The organism is Kitasatospora sp. NPDC056327 (assembly GCF_042261735.1).
Taxonomy (GTDB): domain Bacteria; phylum Actinomycetota; class Actinomycetes; order Streptomycetales; family Streptomycetaceae; genus Kitasatospora.
This window is the reverse complement of the sequence record NZ_JBHJRC010000035.1, coordinates 1-19,766: the sequence shown is the minus strand read 5'-3', so window position 1 is coordinate 19,766 and position 19,766 is coordinate 1. Positions and strand designations below refer to the sequence as shown.

Annotated in this window: 17 protein-coding genes; 10 read left to right on the top strand and 7 right to left on the bottom strand. The window is 71.0% G+C overall.

The features are described 5' to 3' along the window. Positions 1 to 19 precede the first annotated feature (19 nt). The 5 genes from ACFCX4_RS08065 to ACFCX4_RS08045 all read left to right on the top strand — a co-directional run bounded on the left by ACFCX4_RS08065 (position 20) and on the right by ACFCX4_RS08045 (position 5,932). Positions 20 to 802, top strand: coding sequence for an NAD-dependent epimerase/dehydratase family protein (locus tag ACFCX4_RS08065; RefSeq protein ID WP_376139785.1), 783 nt, complete (start codon positions 20 to 22; stop codon positions 800 to 802). Then, entirely contained in the window at positions 802 to 2,211 is a 1,410-nt protein-coding gene (locus ACFCX4_RS08060; RefSeq protein ID WP_376139784.1) for an NDP-hexose 2,3-dehydratase family protein, read from the top strand. The genes ACFCX4_RS08065 and ACFCX4_RS08060 overlap by 1 nt, the downstream gene beginning before the upstream one ends. Next, positions 2,208 to 3,167, top strand: coding sequence for a Gfo/Idh/MocA family protein (locus ACFCX4_RS08055; RefSeq protein WP_376139783.1), 960 nt, complete (start codon positions 2,208 to 2,210; stop codon positions 3,165 to 3,167). The genes ACFCX4_RS08060 and ACFCX4_RS08055 overlap by 4 nt, the downstream gene beginning before the upstream one ends. A 111-nt stretch (positions 3,168 to 3,278) precedes the next feature. After that, positions 3,279 to 4,439 (top strand): nucleotide disphospho-sugar-binding domain-containing protein, encoded by a 1,161-nt coding sequence (locus ACFCX4_RS08050; protein WP_376139782.1) that lies wholly within the window; start codon positions 3,279 to 3,281, stop codon positions 4,437 to 4,439. A gap of 212 nt (positions 4,440 to 4,651) precedes the next feature. Further along, on the top strand, positions 4,652 to 5,932 hold the full coding sequence (locus tag ACFCX4_RS08045) for an activator-dependent family glycosyltransferase (protein WP_376139781.1): 1,281 nt from the start codon (positions 4,652 to 4,654) through the stop codon (positions 5,930 to 5,932). Between the two features lie 80 nt (positions 5,933 to 6,012). On the opposite strand, the gene ACFCX4_RS08040 is transcribed toward ACFCX4_RS08045, so the two are convergent. Beyond that, complete coding sequence (locus ACFCX4_RS08040; RefSeq protein ID WP_376139780.1) at positions 6,013 to 6,816, bottom strand: response regulator transcription factor; 804 nt, start codon at positions 6,814 to 6,816, stop codon at positions 6,013 to 6,015. 1,233 nt (positions 6,817 to 8,049) lie between these two features. Between ACFCX4_RS08040 and ACFCX4_RS08035 the strand changes: the two genes are divergently transcribed. The 3 genes from ACFCX4_RS08035 to ACFCX4_RS08025 all read left to right on the top strand — a co-directional run bounded on the left by ACFCX4_RS08035 (position 8,050) and on the right by ACFCX4_RS08025 (position 11,931). Then, positions 8,050 to 8,946 (top strand): NgoMIV family type II restriction endonuclease, encoded by an 897-nt coding sequence (locus ACFCX4_RS08035; protein ID WP_376139779.1) that lies wholly within the window; start codon positions 8,050 to 8,052, stop codon positions 8,944 to 8,946. A 162-nt stretch (positions 8,947 to 9,108) separates the two neighbouring features. Beyond that, a complete protein-coding gene (locus ACFCX4_RS08030) occupies positions 9,109 to 10,125 on the top strand; it encodes a DNA cytosine methyltransferase (RefSeq protein WP_376139778.1) in 1,017 nt (338 codons plus the stop codon). Between the two features lie 528 nt (positions 10,126 to 10,653). Then, positions 10,654 to 11,931, top strand: coding sequence for a DNA cytosine methyltransferase (locus ACFCX4_RS08025; protein WP_376139777.1), 1,278 nt, complete (start codon positions 10,654 to 10,656; stop codon positions 11,929 to 11,931). A gap of 58 nt (positions 11,932 to 11,989) precedes the next feature. Here ACFCX4_RS08025 and ACFCX4_RS08020 read toward each other — a convergent pair whose 3' ends face one another. The 4 genes from ACFCX4_RS08020 to ACFCX4_RS08005 form a co-directional block, all read right to left on the bottom strand. Next, positions 11,990 to 12,406 (bottom strand): very short patch repair endonuclease, encoded by a 417-nt coding sequence (locus ACFCX4_RS08020; protein WP_376139776.1) that lies wholly within the window; start codon positions 12,404 to 12,406, stop codon positions 11,990 to 11,992. A 387-nt stretch (positions 12,407 to 12,793) separates the two neighbouring features. Continuing rightward, positions 12,794 to 14,635 carry a DEAD/DEAH box helicase gene (locus ACFCX4_RS08015; protein WP_376139775.1) on the bottom strand — a complete coding sequence of 614 codons (1,842 nt, stop codon included), beginning with the start codon at positions 14,633 to 14,635 and terminating at the stop codon, positions 12,794 to 12,796. Next, a complete protein-coding gene (locus tag ACFCX4_RS08010) occupies positions 14,632 to 16,047 on the bottom strand; it encodes a transcriptional regulator (RefSeq protein WP_376139774.1) in 1,416 nt (471 codons plus the stop codon). Before ACFCX4_RS08010 ends, ACFCX4_RS08015 begins: the two co-directional genes overlap by 4 nt. Positions 16,048 to 16,145: 98 nt before the next feature. Next, positions 16,146 to 16,826: a hypothetical protein gene (locus ACFCX4_RS08005; protein ID WP_376139773.1), complete on the bottom strand. Its 681-nt coding sequence runs from the start codon at positions 16,824 to 16,826 to the stop codon at positions 16,146 to 16,148. A gap of 313 nt (positions 16,827 to 17,139) precedes the next feature. Between ACFCX4_RS08005 and ACFCX4_RS08000 the strand changes: the two genes are divergently transcribed. Beyond that, positions 17,140 to 17,829: a hypothetical protein gene (locus ACFCX4_RS08000; protein ID WP_376139772.1), complete on the top strand. Its 690-nt coding sequence runs from the start codon at positions 17,140 to 17,142 to the stop codon at positions 17,827 to 17,829. Here ACFCX4_RS08000 and ACFCX4_RS07995 read toward each other — a convergent pair. Together ACFCX4_RS07995 and ACFCX4_RS07990 are read right to left on the bottom strand one after the other, a co-directional pair. Next, positions 17,792 to 17,929: a hypothetical protein gene (locus ACFCX4_RS07995; RefSeq protein ID WP_376139771.1), complete on the bottom strand. Its 138-nt coding sequence runs from the start codon at positions 17,927 to 17,929 to the stop codon at positions 17,792 to 17,794. The genes ACFCX4_RS08000 and ACFCX4_RS07995 overlap by 38 nt on opposite strands. A 3-nt stretch (positions 17,930 to 17,932) precedes the next feature. Next, positions 17,933 to 18,445 (bottom strand): FkbM family methyltransferase, encoded by a 513-nt coding sequence (locus ACFCX4_RS07990; protein WP_376139770.1) that lies wholly within the window; start codon positions 18,443 to 18,445, stop codon positions 17,933 to 17,935. Positions 18,446 to 19,012: 567 nt separating this feature from the next. Between ACFCX4_RS07990 and ACFCX4_RS07985 the strand changes: the two genes are divergently transcribed. Continuing rightward, entirely contained in the window at positions 19,013 to 19,732 is a 720-nt protein-coding gene (locus ACFCX4_RS07985) for a GPR1/FUN34/YaaH family transporter (RefSeq protein ID WP_376139769.1), read from the top strand. The last annotated feature ends 34 nt before the right edge of the window (positions 19,733 to 19,766 follow it).

Here is a 19,766-nt window from a genome sequence, read left to right as displayed (position 1 = left end):
CCTCCGGAGAGGACGACGCATGGACATTGTGGGAAACGGATTCCTGGCACGGAGCCTGCGGCCGCTGGCCGGCCGGCACCCCGACGTGGTGGCCCTCGCGGCGGGCGTCTCCTGGGCGAGCGGTACCTCGGAGGCCGATTTCGCCCGGGAGGCGACGCTGCTGCGGGACACCGCCAAGCAGTGCCTGGCGGACGGGCGGCGACTGCTGTTCTTCTCGACCGCCGCCACCGGGATGTACGGGCTCGCCGAGGGGCCGGGCCGGGAGGACGTCCCGGTGACGCCGTGCACCGCGTACGGAGCGCACAAACTGGGCCTGGAGGAGCTGCTTCGCGACTCCGGTGCCGACCACCTGATCCTTCGGCTCGGCCACCTGGTCGGGCCCGGTCAGCCGGATCACCAGCTGCTGCCGTCGCTGGTGCGGCAGTTGCGCGAGGGCGAGGTGCGCGTTCACCGGGGCGCCGCCCGCGACCTCATCGACGTCAGGGACGTGGTCGCCGTCATCGACCGGCTGCTCGGTCTCGGCCTGCGGTCCGGCACGGTCAACGTGGCCTCTGGGTGCGCCATGCCGGTGACGGAGATCGTCGACCGGCTGCGCGCCGGGCTCGGACTGCGGGCCGCCTACCGGTTCCAGGAGGCGGGCGGCCAGCACGTCATCTCCATCGAGAAGCTGCGGGCCCTGGTGCCGTACGTCGAGAGCCTGTCCTTCGGGCCCGGCTACCACCGGCGGATCCTCGCCGACTTCACCCGAACCGTCGTTCCCGGCCGCGAAGCCGCGGCAGACGTGACCAAGGGGGTCCTCTGATGCTTTCCCCGTCCCTCACCCGCACGCTCCAGCCCCGTGCCGACGCCCTGGTGCCGGTCGGCCTCGTCCGGTCCGCGGCGGCCGCCGACGGCGTGCAGCTGCGCACCCGGGACTTCGCCGGCTGGCTGGCCGGGCGCGCCCGGGCCAACGAGTTCCGGGTGGACCGGATCCCGTTCGCGGAGCTGGACGGCTGGTCCTTCGACCCGGTGTCCGGCAACCTCGCGCACCACAGCGGCCGCTTCTTCACGGTCGAGGGGCTGCATGTCACCGAGCAGGGGCCGCCCTACGGGGACGGGCCTCACGCCGACTGGTACCAGCCCGTCATCAAACAGCCCGAAGTGGGCATCCTCGGCATCCTGGTCAAGGAGTTCGACGGGGTGCCGCACTTCCTCATGCAGGCGAAGATGGAGCCGGGCAACCCCAACCTGCTCCAGCTGTCACCCACGGTCCAGGCGACCCGCAGCAACTACACCAAGGTCCACCGGGGCGGCGACGTGAGGTACATCGAGTACTTCGTCGACCGGCGGCGCGGCCGGGTGGTCGCCGACGTGCTGCAGTCCGAACACGGCTCGTGGTTCTTCCGGAAGTCCAACCGCAACATGGTCGTGGAGGCGCTTGGCGACGTGCCGCTGCACGACGACTTCTGCTGGCTCACGCTCGGCCAGATCAACGAGCTGCTCCACCGGGACAACGTGGTCAACATGGACTCGCGCACCGTGCTGTCCTGCCTGCCGCATCCGGACCGTGCGGCGGGCGCGCTGCTCAGCGACGTCCAGCTGCGTTCCTGGATCACCGGCGAACGCGCCAGGCACGACGTGCGGGCGGAGCGCGTCCCGCTCGCCGGAATACCCAGCTGGAAGCGCGGTGAGGATGCCGTCGAGCACGAGGACGGCCGGTACTTCAAGGTGGTGGCGGTGTCCGTCCGGGCCGGCAGCCGCGAGGTCAGCGGGTGGACCCAGCCGCTCTTCGCACCGGTGGGCCGGGGCGTCACCGCCTTCCTCCTCCGGGAGTTCGACGGTGTGCCGCACGTCCTGGTGCACGCCCGGGTCGAGGGAGGGTTCGTCGACACCATCGAGCTGGGGCCCACCGTTCAGTACACACCCGGCAACTACGCCCACCTCACGGCGGAGGAACGGCCACTCTTCCTCGACACGGTGCTCCGGGCGCGCGGCGGCCGGGTCCGGTACGAGGCCGTGCACTCGGAGGAGGGCGGGCGCTTCCTCGACGCGGAGAGCCGCTACCTGATCGTGGAGGCTGACGAGGCCGACGCCCCGCAGGACCCGCCGCCCGGCTACGCCTGGGCCACCCCGGCGCAGCTCACCTCCCTGGTCCAGCACGGTCACTACGTCAACGTGCAGGGCCGCACCCTGCTGGCGTGCCTCAACGCCGTCGGGGTGGGGCAGGGATGAGCGACCACGTTCGGATCGGGGTGCTCGGTTGCTCGGCGTTCGCCGTGCGCCGGATGCTCCCCGCCTTCGCGGCCGGTCCCGGCCTGGAGGTCGTCGCGATCGCCAGCCGCAGCCCGGAGCGGGCGGAGCCGGTCGCGCGGCGCTTCGGCGGCGACCCGGTCCAGGGGTACGCGGCGCTGCTGGAGCGGGACGACGTGGACGCCGTCTACGTGCCGCTGCCGGCGGCTCTGCACGCGGAGTGGGTCGAGGCCGCGCTCGACGCGGGCAAGCACGTGCTGGCGGAGAAGCCGCTGAGCGCGGACGCGGCGCAGACCGGACGGCTCCTGGCGCTGGCTCGCCAGCGCGGGCTGGCACTGGTGGAGAACGTGCTGTTCGTCCACCACCCGCAGCACGAGGCGGTCCGGCGCCTGGTGACTGACGGTGCGATCGGCGAACTCCGATCGCTGAGCGCGGAGTTCGGTATTCCGGCGCCGACGGACACGGACATCCGTCACCGGGCGGAGCTCGGCGGCGGCTCGCTGGCGGATGTCGGGATCTATCCGCTCCGGTCCGCCCTGCACTTCCTCGGTCCCGGTATCGAGGTGGTCGGCGCCCGGCTGGTCCGGGGCCGCGGCCGCGAGGTGGAGACGTCGGGGGCCGTGCTGCTGACCTCTCCGGAAGGGGTCGTCGCGCAGCTGACCTTCGGGATGGATCACGGCTATCTGTCGCGGTACGAGCTGTGGGGCAGCGAGGGCCGGATCACGGTGGACCGGGCCTACACCCCGCCTGCCGACTTCCCGCCCGCGGTCGTCCTGCACCGTGACGGAGGCCGCGAGGACATCCGGCTGGAACCCTTCGACCAGGTCGCCGCCGCGGTGGCCGGCTTCGTCGCCGCAGTGCGCACCGGCACCGTCGGGCACGAGGCGACGCTGCGCCAGGCCGAACTGCTGGACGACATCCGCCGGCGGGCCGGATGAGTGTGCCGTGGCCGTCCCGCACACCGGCGGCGCCCCGCCGGGAGAGTCCCGTCGTCCGTTGTCACCAAACCTTGGAGCAGGCCCGTGCGTGTCCTGATGATGTCCTCCCCGGTGTCTTCGCACTTCAGTCCGCTGGTCCCGCTGGGCTGGGCCCTGCGGGCCGCCGGGAACGAGGTGCTGGCCGCCGTCCAGCCCGACGTGCTGGGCGCGGTCGCGGCGGGCGGGCTCAACGCCGTGGGCATCGGCGACTGGTACCACGTCAATGAACTGCTGATAGCGGGGGTGCCCGAGGGCAGGCGCCCGCTGGAGGTGAGGCCCCGTCCGGTCCCGGAGACGGTGGCCGGATACGGCCACCACTGGATGGTGCACGCCCGGTACACGGTCGCGCAGTTCCTCGACTTCGCCCGGTCCTACCGGCCCGACCTGATCGTGTCGGATCCGATGGAATACGCCTCGCTGCTGGTCGGCGGGATCCTCGGAGTGCCGGTGGTCCAGCAGCGCTGGGGCGTCGACATGATCTCCGGGCCGGCCCGCCGGGACGTGCGGCCGAAGGCCAGGCCGCTGGCCGAGCGGTTCGGGCTGCCCGAGCTGCCCGATCCGGACCTGCTCCTCGACCCCTGCCCGCCGTCGCTGCAGTGGCCGGGTGCCGACCCGGGACGGCCGATGCGGTTCGTGCCGTTCAACGGCAACGGGGCGCTGCCGCCCTGGCTGCGGGCCTCGCCGGGCGGTGACCGTCCGCGCGTCGTGGTCAGCCTGGGCAGCCAGACGCTGGCGCTCAACGGGGTGCCGCTGATGCGGACCATCCTCCGGGCGTTCGAGGCCCTGCCGCAGGTCGAGGTGGTGGCCACGGTGGAGGCGGCGTTCCGGGAGCGGCTCGGCCCGGTGGCGCCGAACGTGCGCGTCGTCGACCCGGTCCCGCTCCACCTGCTGCTCGACGGCTGTGCGGCCGTGGTGCACCACGGTGGCGCGGGCACCACGCTGACCGCCTGCACCTTCGGGGTGCCCCAGTTGGTGCTTCCGCAACTGGCCGACATGTTCGCGATGGGCGACCGGGTGGCCGCGACCGGGGCCGGCATCACGCTGGAGGACGCGGAGAGCCAGAACGACACCGACCGGCTGGCCGCGGAACTGGCGCGGCTGCTGGAGGACCCGGGCTTCGCCAAGGCGACCCGGGTGCTGGCGGACGAGATCGAGGAGATGCCCGTCCCGGCCCAGGTCGTGGGCGAGCTGACCGAACTGGTCCGCCGGCCGGGCCGGCCGCCGCGCGGCTGAGCGACGGCTCCGGAAGCGCCCTGTCCTTCCCGTCCTTCCCGTCCTTCCCGTCCTTCCTGTCCTTCCTGTCCTTCCCGTGCGTCCTGACCGTCCTGACCGTCCTGACCGTCCTGACCGGCCGTCCGGCCGGCCCCGTGTGCCACCGGCACGCGCGGGTCGGCCGGACGGCCCGTCCGCGGTGGGGCTCGCACGGCCGCAGATCGGAGACCCTGATGCGCGTCCTGTTCACCGTCATGCCGGCTGCCGCCCATCTGCAGCCAGTCGTTCCGCTCGCCTGGGCCCTGCGGGCGGCCGGTCACGAGGTGTGCGTGGCCAGCCACCCCAACATGGCCGAGCCGATCAACGCGGCGGGCCTCACCGCCGTCCCGGTGGGCCGGGTCGAGGACCTGGGGGCCCTCATGCGGTCCGCGGCCGAGGACCCGGTGCTTGAGGCGATCACCACTTCGTTGCGCACCGACCCGGAGGACCTCAACCTCCGCAACGCCTTCCGCTACTACCAGCTGGCCGCCTTCTCGCTGTACTACCCGACCCGCCCGCAGGAGGACGGCGTCCGGCCGATGGTCGACGACCTGGTCGAGTTCGCCCGGGCCTGGCGTCCCGACCTGGTGCTGTGGGACCCGCTGAGTTTTCCCGGGCCTGTCGCGGCGCGCGCCTGCGGCGCCGCGCACGCCCGGATCCAGTACGGCCTGGACTACACGGCCTGGGCCAGGCAACGGCTCCACGAGCTGAACTCCGTCCCCGGCGGGCCCGTCGTGGAGGACCTGATGGCCGCCGCGATGGGTCCCGAACTCGAACGGGTCGGCGAAGTGTTCGACGAGGAGCTGATCCGGGGACAGTGGACGGTGGACCTCGTCCCTCCCGGGCTGCAGCTGCCGCTCGACCTGCCGTACGTCCCGCTGCGGCGGGTGCCGTACGACGGCGCGCACGTCTTCCCGGAGTGGTTGCGCCGCCGGCCGGAGAGGCCGAGGGTGTGCCTCACCCTCGGCCTGAGCACCAGGAAGTTCCTGGCTGTCGACAGCGCGGCCCTCATCAGGGACCTGTTGGCGATGGCGGCGGAGACCGATGCGGACTTCGTGGCCACGCTGGACGCGTCACAGCTGCGGTCGGTCGGCACCGTTCCGCCGAATGTGTCCGCGCTCGACTACGTGCCACTGGAACTGCTGCTGCCCACCTGCTCGGCGATCGTCCATCACGGGGGCGGCGGCACTTTCGCGAGCGCCGTCGCCCACCGGGTCCCGCAGCTGGTCCCCGGCCCGGGTGAGGGCGGGGACCGGCTGGCCTTCGCCGCCTACATCCACGAGCGCGGCGCCGGACTCATGATCGAACGCGAGGACGTCTCGGCGGACACGCTGCGCGAGAGCATGGCGCGCCTGCTGCACGACCCCGGGTTGCGGCGGGGGACCGACCGTCTGCACGACGACCTGCTGGCCGTCCCGGCGCCGCGGGAGGTCGTGCCGGTCCTGGAGAGGCTCACCGCCGATCACCGGGGCTGATGCCCGCCGCACCGCACCGGAGACCAGGTCGGGGGTCCGGCCAGGAAGACCCTGCGCGCCGGACCCCCGGCCCGGTTCCGCTACGCGGAGTCGGCGATCCGCTCCAGCCGACCGTGCTGCTGGGGCGTTCCCAGGCGGAAGCCGACCCCGCGCACCGTGGTGATCCAGTGGCTGGACCCGAGCTTCCCCCGCAGACTGCTGACGTGGGTGTCGATGGTGCGCCCAGGCTTCGACCGGGAGTCGTGCCACACGTGGGCCATGATCTGCCGGCGGGAGACGACGCCGTCCGGCTGCGAGGCGAGCAAATGCAGCAGATCGAACTCCTTCCTGGTCACCTCCACCGGCATTCCGCCGAGCCGAATCTCGCGGGCGTGCAGATCGATGTGCAGCGCGCCGACGGTAATGGACTTCTCGGGGCCCGGCGGCTGATACCGGGACCGGCGCATGACGGCCTCGATGCGGGCGGTCAATTCGGTCAGACAGTACGGTTTGGCCACATAGTCATCCGATCCGGCACGCAGGCTGAGAATGTGGTCGAGTTTCGATTCGTTCGCGGCCGTGACGATGATGGGAATGTTGCAGGAGGAACGGATGAGGCGGCACAGCTCCATGCCGTCTATATCCGGAAGATCGAGATCCACCAGGAGCAGATCGGCCTTCCGGAAGTGCTTCAGCAACTCGGCGCCGGTCTCGACCGAAGTGGCCTGGTAACCGTGTCGGCGTAGTTCCTTCGCGAGTGATTCCGCATCCCGGCGCTCGCTCTGGACGGCCAGTACGTGGGTGGCCACGCAGATCGTCCGGGCTGTGGTGTCGGTGGACAGGACCGCTCCGCACACGTCATGCGGAATGTCGGGTTCCATTAGTCTGGTTGACTGGTAGTCCATGCCGATGTACTCTGCGCTTTCGTCCGGGGGAGGGGTGCTTTCGTCAGTTTCTCCGTATGCGGGGCAGTGTGTGCCGGACCTCGGTCGTCGGGTTCGGCCCGGCTGAGATCATTTGCGGCCCCGGGAGCTTTCTAGATGCCGGTCGGCGAATGCGCTGGAAGTGTCCGATTGAATGGAAGCATCCCCCACCTCTCTCGGGTCGAATAATGAGTGATCACTGTGCGCCGACCGCCGACAAATAAAAAGCCATGTCTGTCCGAACAGTGTACAGGCAGAAGGTACGTTGTACACAAGCAGCTTGGTTGAGAATTCGACAGCGTGGCCGAATCGGCGATTTCCGTCACGAGCCCGAAACGAAACGTGAGGGTGCGCCGGCGATGGGACCGGTTCGGGGCCGCGTCCGATGGCCGCCGGGAGCGCTGATGGGCGGAAGCGGACGCGTGCGCTCCCGGCGCGCGTCTGCTCCAGAGGCTCGGGGCGACGTGCGAACGGGTGCTCGCGCTCAGCGGAAGGGCGCGTACTGACGGGCACCACCGCCATTGCCCGCTTCGGTCACCCTGCTGGCAGGAGTACCGAGCGCGAGCGTCCTCAGCATGGTCTCCCCCGGCACCGGCATCGCCGGGTTCGGGGTCGGTTCCGCTCCCGCCGCGGGCGGGCTCCCCGGCGGTGCCGGGCGGAGTCTGTCCCGACTCGCCACCCGGACCGGCGGCCGCTCCGCGCCGACGGAGGAGGAGATCGCAACCGGGAAGGGAGGGGCCGCCCGCCGGCGGCACCTCAGCTCGCTCCCGGAGAACAGGTTCGCTGGAGGGGGCGGACGACCACGCCGGTCGGGAAGGCCCGCCCGCCGGACGCCGAGGGCGGAACCGCTCAGCTGCCGGCCCGTGTGACGCGGTTCCACCGCACGATGGTGGAGAACGGGCAGAGCATCGTCCTGACGAAGCGGCTGAGCGTCTCCGCCGCAGGGGCCGGGGGAAACCACATGAGGTATGGCTCAGGGATCTGTCTCACGTCCGCGGATCCGAACGGGCACTGCCCGCGAGACCCGGCACGCGCACTCACGGGCAACGACGCGCGAGGGATCACGGTCCGGTTTGCCTGGGTCCTGGAGATCGGCCTGACCGGCCGGGTCGCGGACCTGCACCAGTCGGGACCGATCGGGGCGCCTGCGGTGGCGGGTGGCTGCTTTTGTACACTGTACGCGCGAATGTCCCTCCCGCCGCAAAAGCGGCAGGATTGATCAAACCGGATGATCTGGGTGGTTTCCGCATGGCGGCGGCTCTTACTGCGGCACGGGTGAATTTCCACAGGAAGCTCGTGGAGGAGGAAACTCTGTCGCTGTCACCCGGTGGCGTGGCTTCGAATGCTGACGGCAGCCAGAACACCAGCAGGTCGATCGCGTTCGGCATCGCGCAGGACCTCGGTGCCGGGACTGTCCAGGAGAAGCTCGCGGGCCAGCGGGTGGGCAAGCAGTTCGAAGGGGCCGTGGAGTCCTTCCTGGTGGAGACCTTCCCGGTGTTCCAGTCGATTCGCCCGGGTGACTGGATCGTCGAGAACGTCGGGGGATCGCGCTCCGAGTACCGGATCTCGAAGTATGAGCCCTTCTCTCACCTGGCCTCCCTTGCGTCTGCGATTGAGAGGGACCGGACCCTGGCCTCGGTACTGGGGAACTCGTATGAGATCAGTCCCGACATTCTGGTGCTGCGGAAGCCCGAGCCGGATGCGGTGATCAACCGGGAGCTCGAACTCGTGGACGCGCAATCCGGTCAGCGTGCTGATATCAGGAGTGCAAACCAGGGGCGCCCTATTGTCCACGCGATAGTTTCGTGCAAGTGGACCCTGCGCAGTGACCGCGCCCAGAACGCCCGTTCTGAGGCGTTGAACGTGATCCGGAACCGCAAGGGGCGCACGCCGCACATCGTGGTCGTCACGGGTGAGCCGTCGCCCGCCAGGCTCGCGTCCCTCGCTCTGGGGACCGGTGACATCGACATGGTCTACCACTTCGCCCTTCCGGAGCTGATCAGGGCCGTGGGGAAGGCCTCCAACGATGAGGCGAGTGCAATGCTTCAGACCCTGGTCGACGGAAACCGCCTCCGCGACATCAGTGACCTGCCGCTGGACCTGGCCGTCTGAGGGGATGCCCGCGCGTGGGCCCGGCCGTGGCAGCCGGTCTGTCGGTCCGCGCCTGTATGGTCGTGTGGGCTGGCCGGCCGCTGTCTGTGCCAGGCGGGCAGGGCGCAGCCAGCGCCACCTGACCGAGCCACGTTCACCGTTCCGACCTGTCCCGGAGGCCTGATGCCTGCCCCCGTCGCTCCTGACACCCTGGACCTGTTCGCCGGGCCCGGCGGCTGGTCCGAGGGCTTGCGCGGCTACCACGGGATCACTGACATCGGGATCGAGTGGGATGCTGCGGCCTGCCGGACGCGGGCTGCCGCGGGCCACCCCACCGTTCGTGCGGACGTTTCCCAGATCGCCACGGAGCCCATGGACGGCCGGATCCGCCGCTTCATCGCGTCTCCGCCGTGTCAGGCCTGGTCCAGGGCGGGAAAGCAGCTGGGGCTGGTGGACCAGCCGCTGGTCCACCAGGCGATCGATGACCTCGCCAGGGGCCGGGACACCCGGCCGCAGCTTCTCGCCGCGTGCCAGGATCCCCGATCCCTGCTCGCGGCCGAGCCGATGCGCTACCTCCACGCCCTGCGGCCGGAGGACGCCGTCATGGAGGAGGTTCCCGATGCCCTTCCCCTGTTCCGCCATTACGCGGAGGTGCTGAGGGGCTGGGGCTACAGCACCTGGTGCGGCAACCTGAACTCCGCCGACTTCGGTGTTCCGCAGAGCCGGCGCCGGGCGATCCTGATCGCCTCGCGCCAGCGGACCGCCCAGCCTCCCGAGCCGACGCACACCGAGTTCGGCGAGGACGGCAACCTCTTCGGGGAATCCCGGGTGCGCTGGGTGTCCATGGCGGAAGGTATCGGCTGGGGTGCCACCGACCGGCCTTCGCCCACGGTGACCGCCGGCGGTGGCAAGACGGGCGGCGCCGAGCCTTTTCCGACCCAGGCCCGCCGTGCCCTTGCCGAGTCCCGCGACCGCGGATGCTGGAAGGACCGCGGCGGCGCCTCCGACACGGCGCGGATCACCGTCCGCGAAGCGGGGCTGCTGCAGTCCTTCCCCGGGGACTACCCGTGGCAGGGAACCCAGACGAAGCAGTACGAGCAGGCCGGAAACGCCGTGCCGCCACTTCTGGCCGCACACGTAGCCGCGGCGGCATTCGGCCTGCCCCAGCCGTGGGCTGTGCCAGTGGTGACGGCAGTCTGAGGCGGTGGCCCGCAGGGCCCGGAGGCGGGGGCGGGGTGCCGCACAGGTCCTGGGTGTGGCGGGTGCGAGCGGCCGGGCAGGTTCTGCGGGGCACAGGAGCTGGCATCATTGGCGGAAGCGGTGGGCCCTGGTGCTCCCGTCCGCCGCCGGTGTCAGGCGCCTGATGAGGCCGCGCAGCCTCCGGGATACCGCGGACGGGTCGGCCTTCCGTCTCTCCCCGGGGCTGGTCTCCTGCTGTCGGACGCTGTGGGGAGTGCGCCGCGTGTCCTCGTTCACATCAGCACGTTGTGCACGGGCGTGGTCCGTGCCAGGCCGGCTGGTGTGTCCGGGCTCGCAACTACACTGGCCGGTCCACACAGGTCGTCTGTCCCTGGCGCCCTGCGGATGAGGTTTGGGCTGGGCGGGGACGCAGTGGCAAGGTCACACCTGAAGGGGAGGTAGCCGGTTTGTTCGACATCGGGACTGTTTCCAGTCCGCTGCCCGGTGCCTCCCGTCCCGAAGGTTCGGTGCGTGTTGTACGGAGGATGAATGTCTGCCCTTGAGGTTGTCGAAATCTGCGCAGGAGCAGGGGGGCAGGCCCTCGGACTTGAAAGGGCGGGATTCGAGCACCGGCTCGCTGTCGAGCTCGACCCGAACGCGTGCAAGACCCTCAGGCTCAACCGGCCGGAGTGGAAGGTCGTGGAGGGCGATGTCGCCGACGAGTCGGTCTGGAACCCCGACGAGTACCACGGCGTCCCGCTTCTGGCGGGTGGCGTTCCGTGCCCTCCGTTCACCATCGCCGGCAAACAGCTCGGTGCCACTGATGAACGTGATCTGTTCGCCTGGGCGGTTCATCTGGCAGGCCGCATCAAGCCCAGGGCACTCATGCTGGAGAACGTGCGCGGACTGAGTGCCAACCGCTTCTCGGCTTACCGCCAGCACGTGCTGGACACTCTCCGTGACTACGGCTACGCAGGTGAGTGGCGGCTGCTCCAGGCATCCCAGTTCGGCGTGCCGCAGCTGCGGCCCAGGTTCGTCCTGGTGGCGCTCCAGGATGAGTTCGCCGACTACTTCCACTGGCCGGAGCCCAGGGACGAACCCGCGCCTACCGTTGGTGAGACTCTGGGGGACCTCATGGCGGCAAACGGTTGGGGTGGTGCCAAGGCATGGGCCGCCAGGGCCGATGGCATCGCACCCACCATCGTCGGCGGTTCCAAGAAGCACGGCGGGGCCGATCTCGGCCCTTCACGGGCCAAGGCTGCGTGGGAGGCGCTGGGAGTGGACGCGTGGGGCCTCTCCAACGAAGCCCCGAAGCCGGACTTCACGCCGGCCGTGAGCAAGAAGGGCGAGGTCAGGGGCGGTCCCAAGCTGACCAGTCGGATGGCCGCGCGGATCCAGGGCTTCAGCGACGACTGGCAGTTCGCCGGAGCGAAGACCACGGGGTACCGCCAGATCGGTAACGCCTTCCCTCCGCCGGTCGCCGAGGCGGTCGGGCTATCGATCGCCAGGGCACTCCGGAAGGAAGGCACCCCGCGCGAGCGGACCGAGACCACCCACGACCCGGTCTACCGGCTCCTTCGCGGCAAGAGCGAACCGATGACCGCGGAGCAGATCGTCACCGCGCTGGACAGGACCGGTGTTGTCCTGGGGATGAACGACATCGAGCGGCGCCTTTCCCACCTCGGCCGGGACTTCTCCATCGAGGAGACCGAGGCGGGCCAGGACGGCGCCATGGCTTATCTGCTCCGTGAATTCAAGGCTTTCGTCGGCCAGGAGGACCACGGTCGGCACGAGCTCTTCAAAGCCAACAAGGCCAGGATCAGCTGAGTCCGCCGACGGGCCGCCCGCTGGCACCTGACCGCGGGCGGCCCCGTAGCGGGCGGCCCTATTCCTCCGCCGCCCGCTGCCGTTTCCGTTCGGCGAGCTCTGCTCTCCGCGCCACGACGGCTGTCACCACCGCGTCCGCACACTCCGCGGGCGGCTGATGTGCCCAGAACCGCAGCACGAGCCACCCTTCGCCGGCGAGGCGCTCGTCGGTGTCCCGGTCCCGGCTGACGTTCCCACCGATCTTCGACTCCCAGTACGAGGGATTCGTCTTGGGCGCAACGAAGTGCTCCGGGCATCCGTGCCAGAAGCACCCGTCGACAAAAACGGCTACCCGGGTGGGACGGAACAGCAGATCGGCTGTCCGCCGCATGCCGGGCAGCGGCTTTGCCGCGACCCGGTACCGGAGTCCTTCGGCATGGACGAGAGAACGCAGCGCGAGCTCGGGGGACGTGTCCCGGCTCCGGATCGCCTGCATGTTGCGGCGCCTGGCGGCCGAGGAGGCCCACGACCCTTCCGGGGCAACCCATGCGGTGGTGTCCGCCCCCACTGCCCCCGCGGTTCCAGCAGCAGCGGTGTCCCGGTGCCCGGACCGCTTTCCTGCGCTACCACCCACTTGGTGCACTCCAGTTCCACCCATCGTGCGTCTTCATGCTCCTGAGTCCAGGGTGCCAGGCGGACACCTTCGGTCGCGCTGGTACCCGGTGCGGGCAGACCGGGGACCTGTGCGGCTGCCTGGTGGCTCCGGTCGGCCGTGAGCCACGGGTGCCCGGGCCGGAGTGCCGGCCGGGAGCCGGTGCCGTTCCCGGTGATCCGTACGGCGCGCCGGGCCCGTCACGGCTGCTGGTCCCGGCTCTCTCCGCGGTCATCGGCCGGCCGGAACGGGGGGGTCGAGATGGCGCAGGAGTTCACGGATGTCCGCCAGGTCCAGGCCAGCGCTGCCGACGGGCTCCTCGGCGAGGTCAGCGAGCTGGCGCACCTCAGGGTCGTCCAGGATGCTGCCCATGAACGCCAGCTTCGCCTCAAGGCGCAGCTGGACCACCTCGTCGATGGTGCCCTCCGCGACGAGAACGGTGACCCGTGTCTCCGTGCCGGGGGCGAGGCCCAGACGGTGGATCCGGTCGAGGCTCTGCAGGAACCGGCCAGCCATGAAGTCGCGGTCGACGTAGACCGCGTCGTGGCACGCCTGGTGCAGGCTTATGCCTTCGCCCAGGGTGGCCGGATTGGAGAGCAGCACCATGCAGTCGGGGTCTTCACGGAACCGGCGGATCTCCTCCTCCCGGTCAGCCGTGCCACCGTGGACGATGGCCGGCGAGTGCGGGGCGAGAAGCACGCCCAGAGTGGTGATGCTGCGTACGAACGTGGTCCAGACGATCGTCTTGCGGCCCGCCGCCGCGTTGGAGGCGACGATCCGGACCGCCTCCTGGAACTTGGGGGAGAGCTCGTAGCTGGGCAGGTCGCGAAGGAGCGTGTGGAGGGACTCTCCGGGTGCTGCCTCAAGAGCCGGTACCCGGTAGGCGAGCGGCTCGTGCGGGCTGCTGCCCTCGACCAGGAGGGCCGGGCTGGTCGCGGCCATGAGCAGGCGCAGTGCTGCCCGCCCGAGGGCTTCGATGTCGGTGCGGGACGCCTCGGCCCGGGGCGAGAAGTTGCCCTTGAGGGCCTCGTACAACTCCCGGTGGATCGGAGGGAGGCTGACGTACCGGACCTTCGGTTCAAAGGGGGGCAGGCCGAGCTCCCGCTTGGTGGTGCGGGTGAACAGCGGACGGAGCACTGTGCTGGCGTAGGCGAGGTCGCCGCCGCGGACGGCGTCGGAGACGACGCGCTTGCCGTGGCCGGGCCAGACGAACGACAGCAGATTCTCCAGGTCCCGGGCCCCATTGGGGGCCGGAGTGCCGGTGAGGATGAGCCTGCGGGTGGCGGTGGGCCCGAGTGCCAGGCAGGCGGAGCCGTAGGTCCCGTTGGCGCCGAGCTTCATGCGGTGGGCCTCGTCGAGGACCAGCATCGAGGGCGCCGCGCCCAGCCACGAGGCGAGGCCGGGTACGGCCCGGGACAGGCGCTCGTAGTTGACCAGCAGTACCTCCGCGCCGTAGTCGGGCGTGCGGCCCATGACGGCTACCCGGGGTGGTGTCCGGAAGCAGAGCTGAGGCTCCGTCTGCCATGCCTCGTAAGCCGACTTGGGGCCGACGACCAGGAGCCGCTTGGCCAGGCCCTGTTCACGCATGGCGGCGTAAACGGCGAGCGAGACGCGGGTCTTGCCGGCACCGGGAACGCTGAAGTTCGCACCGTGCCCGAGTGACAGCAGCTGGGCTGCGTCGCGGAGCTGGAACGGGGTGAGGTCTCCGGTCCAGTCATCGCCCAGAAGACCGGTCACGTCCTCCGGGGAGACCCTGCCCTGGCCGGTGTCCGCACCGCTGTGGAGGGCGCGCTGAGCCCGGTCGGCGTCGTCGAGGACGCCGGCGACGAGCCGGACCAGCGGCTCCTCCCACTCGACGCCGTCGTGGTGCCAGGAACCGAGCTCGATGATGCGGTCGAGGAAGTCATCGAGCTCGAACTCGCCGATCAGCGGGCCGCGCTGGCCGCCCGGGGCGATGCGGGCGGCCAGGTCCGCGAAGTCCTGTTCGTGGCCCGGTGCGCCGCGCAGGACGACGCGGGTCCGGGACACATCGAATGCGATCCGCAGCGAGGGATCGGCCTGGGTGTCCGTCACTGCTGCTTCCTCACGGCCGTGTTGAGCCACTCAAGGCCCTCACCCGGCAGCGGCACGCTCTTGCGGGCCTCGGCGGCGACGCGCCCCATGATGGTGCGCAGCTGCAGCAGGGCGTCGTCGAACGCTCCTTCGTCCAGGCTTCCGTTGCCGCGGGCGAGGACGAGGTCGGTGACGCACTGTTCCAGGTCCTTGCAGGCATCGGTGACGCGGTCGGGAGCGGCGAGGCGCTTCTTCCTGAGCCGGAAGTCCTTGCCGGCGAACTCCAGAGCCTCGTTGAAGACGATCCTGGTCCGGTCGAGGACAGCGGCGGCTGCCGTCTGCTCCTCGGGGGTCGCCGCGGCGCCGGCCGCTCTGACGGCCTTGGCCCGGAGCAGCGAGTCGGTGAGCGCCTTGGCCGCGGCGACGTTCGCGCCGGCGGCCTGGATGGTGCGGCCGAGACCGGGAATGGCCACCGCCGGGGCCGCCTGGGCAGGGACGGGCCTGAGATCTGCGGGAAGCCGCTGGTCCAGGAACCGTTCCTGGAAATCGGGCTGGATGAACCGGACGTCGGTCTTGGCGAACTCCAGCACGATGGCCGCGAGCCGTCCCTCCTTCAGCAGGTCGGCACGCTCCCGGTTGCGCGCCGACTCCGTGTTGTACGCGCGGTAGAGCTCGAAGAACCGCTCCTTTGCTTCTTCGAAGTCCATCAGCCGCAGGGAAGCGGCTCCGGTGGCACTGCGGCCGATGAGGTCCCGGAGCTGTGCCAGGATCCACAGGTCGCGGTCGCAGGCCGGCTTCGTGGTGTGGAAGCTGCGGGCGATCTCCGGCAGCGGCTTGCCGAGCGTCACCTGCTCCTCCAGAGCGAGCAGGTGATTGATGTAGGAGTAGTCCCGCCGGGTGTCCGGGCGCAGCTGGAGGGAGAGCTCGACGGCGTGGATGTCACTCCACTCGCAGCTCTCCGGCAGGACTCCGACCCGCATGCTGGTGCGCCCGAGCTCCTTGAGGGCCGCCCGGCGGGTGTTGCCGTTGACGAGGATGCCCTCGTGCGTGATCAGGCCGGGCTCGTTCTGCTGGTACTCGCGCAGGCTCTCGGCCAGGTCCTCGAAGGCCTTGTCGGTCCTGGAGGGGTCGGCCGGCAGAGCCTTCAGCAGGTGGTGGAGGTACTCCTGGCTCGCGGGGCTCCAGGGGTCATCGGTCAGCAAGCCGTCCCGGACCTGGTCGTAGGCGCGCTGGGCACGGATGCGATGAGTACCGGGGTTGTAGCGCAGGACTTCGACGGGCATGTCGATGACCTCGATGTGGATGGGCTTCCCGCGCCACTCGACGGTCAGCGTTTCCGGGACCCCGTTCCCGTTCCGCAGCTCCTTCAGCCGGTGGGCCACGAGCTCGCGGTTCCCAGCGGCTTCGTGGGGCTGGCCGAAGTCGATCAACACGGGTGTGCTCCTTCGTGTGCGTGAAAGCGGTTCGGAAACTGCGAGGGCTGGTGGCACGGGCGGCCCGGGTGATGCGGGGCCGGCCCCGGGGGAGCGGACTACAGCAGCATGTCGCGGACTTCTGCGCGCGCCGCCGCCGGCAGCGTGCGGTAGACCCCCCAGAGCTTCTCCACCTCGTTGAAGCCGCGGGCGTCCTGGCCCACCCAGGCAGAGAGCATCTTGCGCTCGTAGGCCGACAGCTGGGCCAGCGCCGACGCGAAGGCGCTGAGGTCGGCGCCGGCGTCGCGGCCGCCGACGCGGCACCGGGTGCACTCGGTGACCAGTTGCACCTCGGTGCTGCCGCCGGGCAGGGTGACCGAACGCCGCGCGATGTCCAGGTGAGAGGTGGCGCCGTGTCCGTCGCCGTAGGGCTCGCCGTTGCCGATGCCGCAGGTCCGGCACAGATAGTTGTCCTGAAGGAGCACGGCGCGGCGCTGGACGGCTCCCACGGACTCGGTCGCTTTGCGGCCCCCCATACCGGGCTCCCACACCGGGATTCCCTGCTTCACGAACCGGTGCTCGCTGGGGTCGAGGGCCGGATCCTCCCGGTTGGTGTCGATCTGCCACTCGTGGTCGCGGAGCTCCCTCATGCGGCGGTCGACCTGGCTGACCCCCTCGAAGGCCGTCCGGAGCTGCTCCTTGGTGAACACGCTGCCGAGTCCGACCTCGGTCACCAGCCACAGTGCGACGCGCTTCTTGGTGCCGAGTTCCTCGTCCGTCCAGGACGGATTTGCCACCATGCTCCTCGGATCCTCTCATGCTCCAGCGCCGTGGGCTCAGCCGGGCTGTCAGCGGCCGGTTCCGCCTGTTCCTCAAGCGAAGCGCACACGGCAGGACTTGAGAAGGGCTCCCTGTCCCCGGGTGTCCCTCCTCGCGCCGGAGCCCGGAACCGTCCCTGCGGTGCCGCAGAGCTTCCCGGCTGTCACAGGCGTTTGCGAAGATGGGCTCACTCTTCGTCGCTCCTACCTCCGGGGAGTTCCTTTGCCTCCGCGCGGACACCTGAAGGCCCTTTCGCCATCCCTTCCCCCGGCCCGCCGCGACCTCGCCCAGGCGGTGCGCACCCTGCTGGGCGCCACTGGCGGGTCGCTGCGCAGTGCCGCAGGTCAGATCCACAGTTCCCGCTCGGTCCTCAACCGCCTCGCGTCGGGGAAGGTTATGCACCCCGACACCGACACGGTCCTCAAGCTCCACCGGCTTGCGGAGCGCAGGTCCACGGCTGGAGTGGTCGCTCTGGCAGAACTCAAGCGCCTGATGCAGCGCGTTTCGGAGGAGTACGAGACCGCTGCCGACGGCAGCGGCCCTGCCACGGCGGTCAAGCCGGCCGCTGACACCGCTGACAGCATGCGCGGCGGGGCCGTGACGGCACTCGCAGGGGGGACCGGCGCCGCGGCCGCAGCGCCGGTCCCCCCTGCCGAGGGGGACCGGCGCCGCGGTTCGGCCGCGGATCTGCACTGGCCGGTCGACGAGCTGTTGCTGCACCTGGACAGCGGCCGCTTCGAGCACGCCGTCGGCATGCTTGACCATGCCGGCGACGAGGCGGCTGCTGCGGAGTCCGCCGCCGCGATCCATGCGTGCCGCAGCCGGGGCCTCAGCGAGGCTGCGGAGGCACTCCTGAGGAAGGTCGGGAGCCGGCCCGAGGCGGTTGTGCTCACCGTGGTCGGACACCTCCTGGACGCCGGTAACCCCGCGGACGCCCGGGCACTGATCAGCCGCAGCGCCCAGGTGCGAGCCGTCCCCGGCTGACCGCGGCTGGGTCGAAGCGTTTCGTCATGGCGTGGACGAAGGTCTCGATGCCGCCCTGGCGGGGCGGGAAGTCGTTGGTGACGACGAGGGTGCGGGGCATGGGTCAGGCCTCCGGCGGGGTGGTGGTGAAGAGGTAGTTGCGGTGGGCCCCGGTGACGTGGTCGACGGGGTGCCAGTGGTCGCGGCGCCAGACGTACATCGCGTAGCCGAGGGCGGACAGCCGGGCGACGAGGCGGTCCGGGCGCTCGCCGTACTTGGCGAGGTGCCTGGCCTCGATCTCCAGCAGCAGGGCGGGGCGGTTCCGCAGCAGGGTCTCCCGGGCGCCCTCGACGACCAGAGGCTCGGCGCCCTCGACGTCGGCCTTGACGAAGTCGACGCGTTCCGGCAGCGGTCCGCCGGTGCGGGCGTCGGTGAGCGCGTCGAGCGTCCGGACCGGGACCATCAGCCGCCGCTCCGTGGGGAACTCGGAGTTCGGGCCGAGTCCGTGCGCGCCGTCGGTGACGAAGGCGCGCCCGTGCACCGGCAGGCCGGTGCGGTAGGGGAGGCTCATCGGGTGGGTGCCGGTGGCGCGGCCCAGGGCGAGCCGGTGGGTCCTGACGGTCCGGCAGCCGAGCACCCGGAGCAGTGCGTAGGTCCATCCGAGCCGGCGCGGGGGCTGTGGAGGCCGGGGGAGCTTTGTTGGGGAACGGCGGCGGTGCGCATGTGTTCTCCTGATCTGAGGGAATCCGGGCGGAGCCGGACCCAGCCGACCAGGACGAACGGCACCGGGGGGTAGCCGAACCGGGTGGCCGGGGCCAGACAGATGGCGAGGGCCAGCCCGAGGGCTAGCCGGTCGGAGGCGGCGGTGACGGTACGCGGCGGGCGGAGCAGGAACCAGACGCCCACCGCGGCCACGGTCAGGGCCAGCAGGACGAGGGCGAAGGCCCGGCCGCCGGGCACGTGGGTAGCCAGGAGGCGGCCGGGCAGCGCGCTGTCCGTGAGGGAGGCGGTGAGCCGGGCGGCGCGGATGCCGGGATGGTGGGCGGTGGTGCGCGGTGGTGCGCTGTGGTGTCAGGGGCCGGGCGCAGGGGGTACAGCGGGTGGGGCGGGGCGGTCGTAGGTTCGGGAAGTGCCTGCCGTCGGGTGGTGGGTGCGGATGCCGGCGTTCCGTCATCCGGGTAGGAACCACGAAGGACGCCGCACCTTGAGCTCAAGCCCCGCCCCCTCCGCCGCCGGCCACGACGACCCGGCGGCCCGCCGGTTCGAGCCGGACCTCCGGGCGATGACCCGGATCAACCTGAGGCCCATCGCCTCGCCCATGCCGCTGGGCTTCTTCACGGTGGCGATCGCCTCGGTGCTGACGGGATGCCTGCAGCTCGGGATCCTCGGGCCGGGGGCGCGGGCGGCGGTCGCGCTGTGCGTGCTGCCCGCGTTCTTCCTCCAGATCCTGGTGAGCGTGCTGGCGTTCGGGGCCCGTGACGTGATCGCCGCGACGCTCATGGGGGTGTTCGCCGGCAGCTGGCTGGCCTACTCGCTGGTGCTGTTCAGCGGCGCGGCCGACGGGCTCCGGGTGCTGGGCGTGTTCAACCTGGCGTTCCTCTGCTTCGGGGCGCTGATGGCCTCGGTGACCGGGCCCAAGCGCGCGCTCTGGTTCGTCCTGGTGGCCTCGCTGCCCCGCTGGGCGGCCACCGGCCTCGCGGGTCTGACCGGCTCCGAGTGGCTCACCCGGACCTCGGGGGTGCTCGGTCTGCTGGTGGCGGTCGTCGCGGGGTACGCGGCGTTCGCGCTGATGCTGGAGGACATGCGCAGCGAGGAGGTGCTGCCGATCGGCCGCAGCGGCCCCGCGCACACCGCGGTGGAGGGCGATCTGGCCGTCCAGCTCCGCAACCTGGAGCGCCAGGCGGGCGTGCGCCGGACGCTCTGAGCACGGCGGGGACGGGCGGGGCCGGGGCCGGTCC

Coding starts and splice junctions, on each gene's coding strand:
- ACFCX4_RS08060 (WP_376139784.1), top strand. CDS start 802: ATGCTTTCCCCGTCCCTCACCCGCACGCTCCAGCCCCGTGCCGACGCC.
- ACFCX4_RS07995 (WP_376139771.1), bottom strand. CDS start 17,929: ATGCCCCGCACCCTCGTCGTCACCAACGACTTCCCGCCCCGCCAGGGC.
- ACFCX4_RS08030 (WP_376139778.1), top strand. CDS start 9,109: ATGCCTGCCCCCGTCGCTCCTGACACCCTGGACCTGTTCGCCGGGCCC.
- ACFCX4_RS08055 (WP_376139783.1), top strand. CDS start 2,208: ATGAGCGACCACGTTCGGATCGGGGTGCTCGGTTGCTCGGCGTTCGCC.
- ACFCX4_RS08005 (WP_376139773.1), bottom strand. CDS start 16,826: ATGGTGGCAAATCCGTCCTGGACGGACGAGGAACTCGGCACCAAGAAG.
- ACFCX4_RS08020 (WP_376139776.1), bottom strand. CDS start 12,406: ATGCAGGCGATCCGGAGCCGGGACACGTCCCCCGAGCTCGCGCTGCGT.
- ACFCX4_RS08025 (WP_376139777.1), top strand. CDS start 10,654: ATGTCTGCCCTTGAGGTTGTCGAAATCTGCGCAGGAGCAGGGGGGCAG.
- ACFCX4_RS08065 (WP_376139785.1), top strand. CDS start 20: ATGGACATTGTGGGAAACGGATTCCTGGCACGGAGCCTGCGGCCGCTG.
- ACFCX4_RS08045 (WP_376139781.1), top strand. CDS start 4,652: ATGCGCGTCCTGTTCACCGTCATGCCGGCTGCCGCCCATCTGCAGCCA.
- ACFCX4_RS08040 (WP_376139780.1), bottom strand. CDS start 6,816: ATGGACTACCAGTCAACCAGACTAATGGAACCCGACATTCCGCATGAC.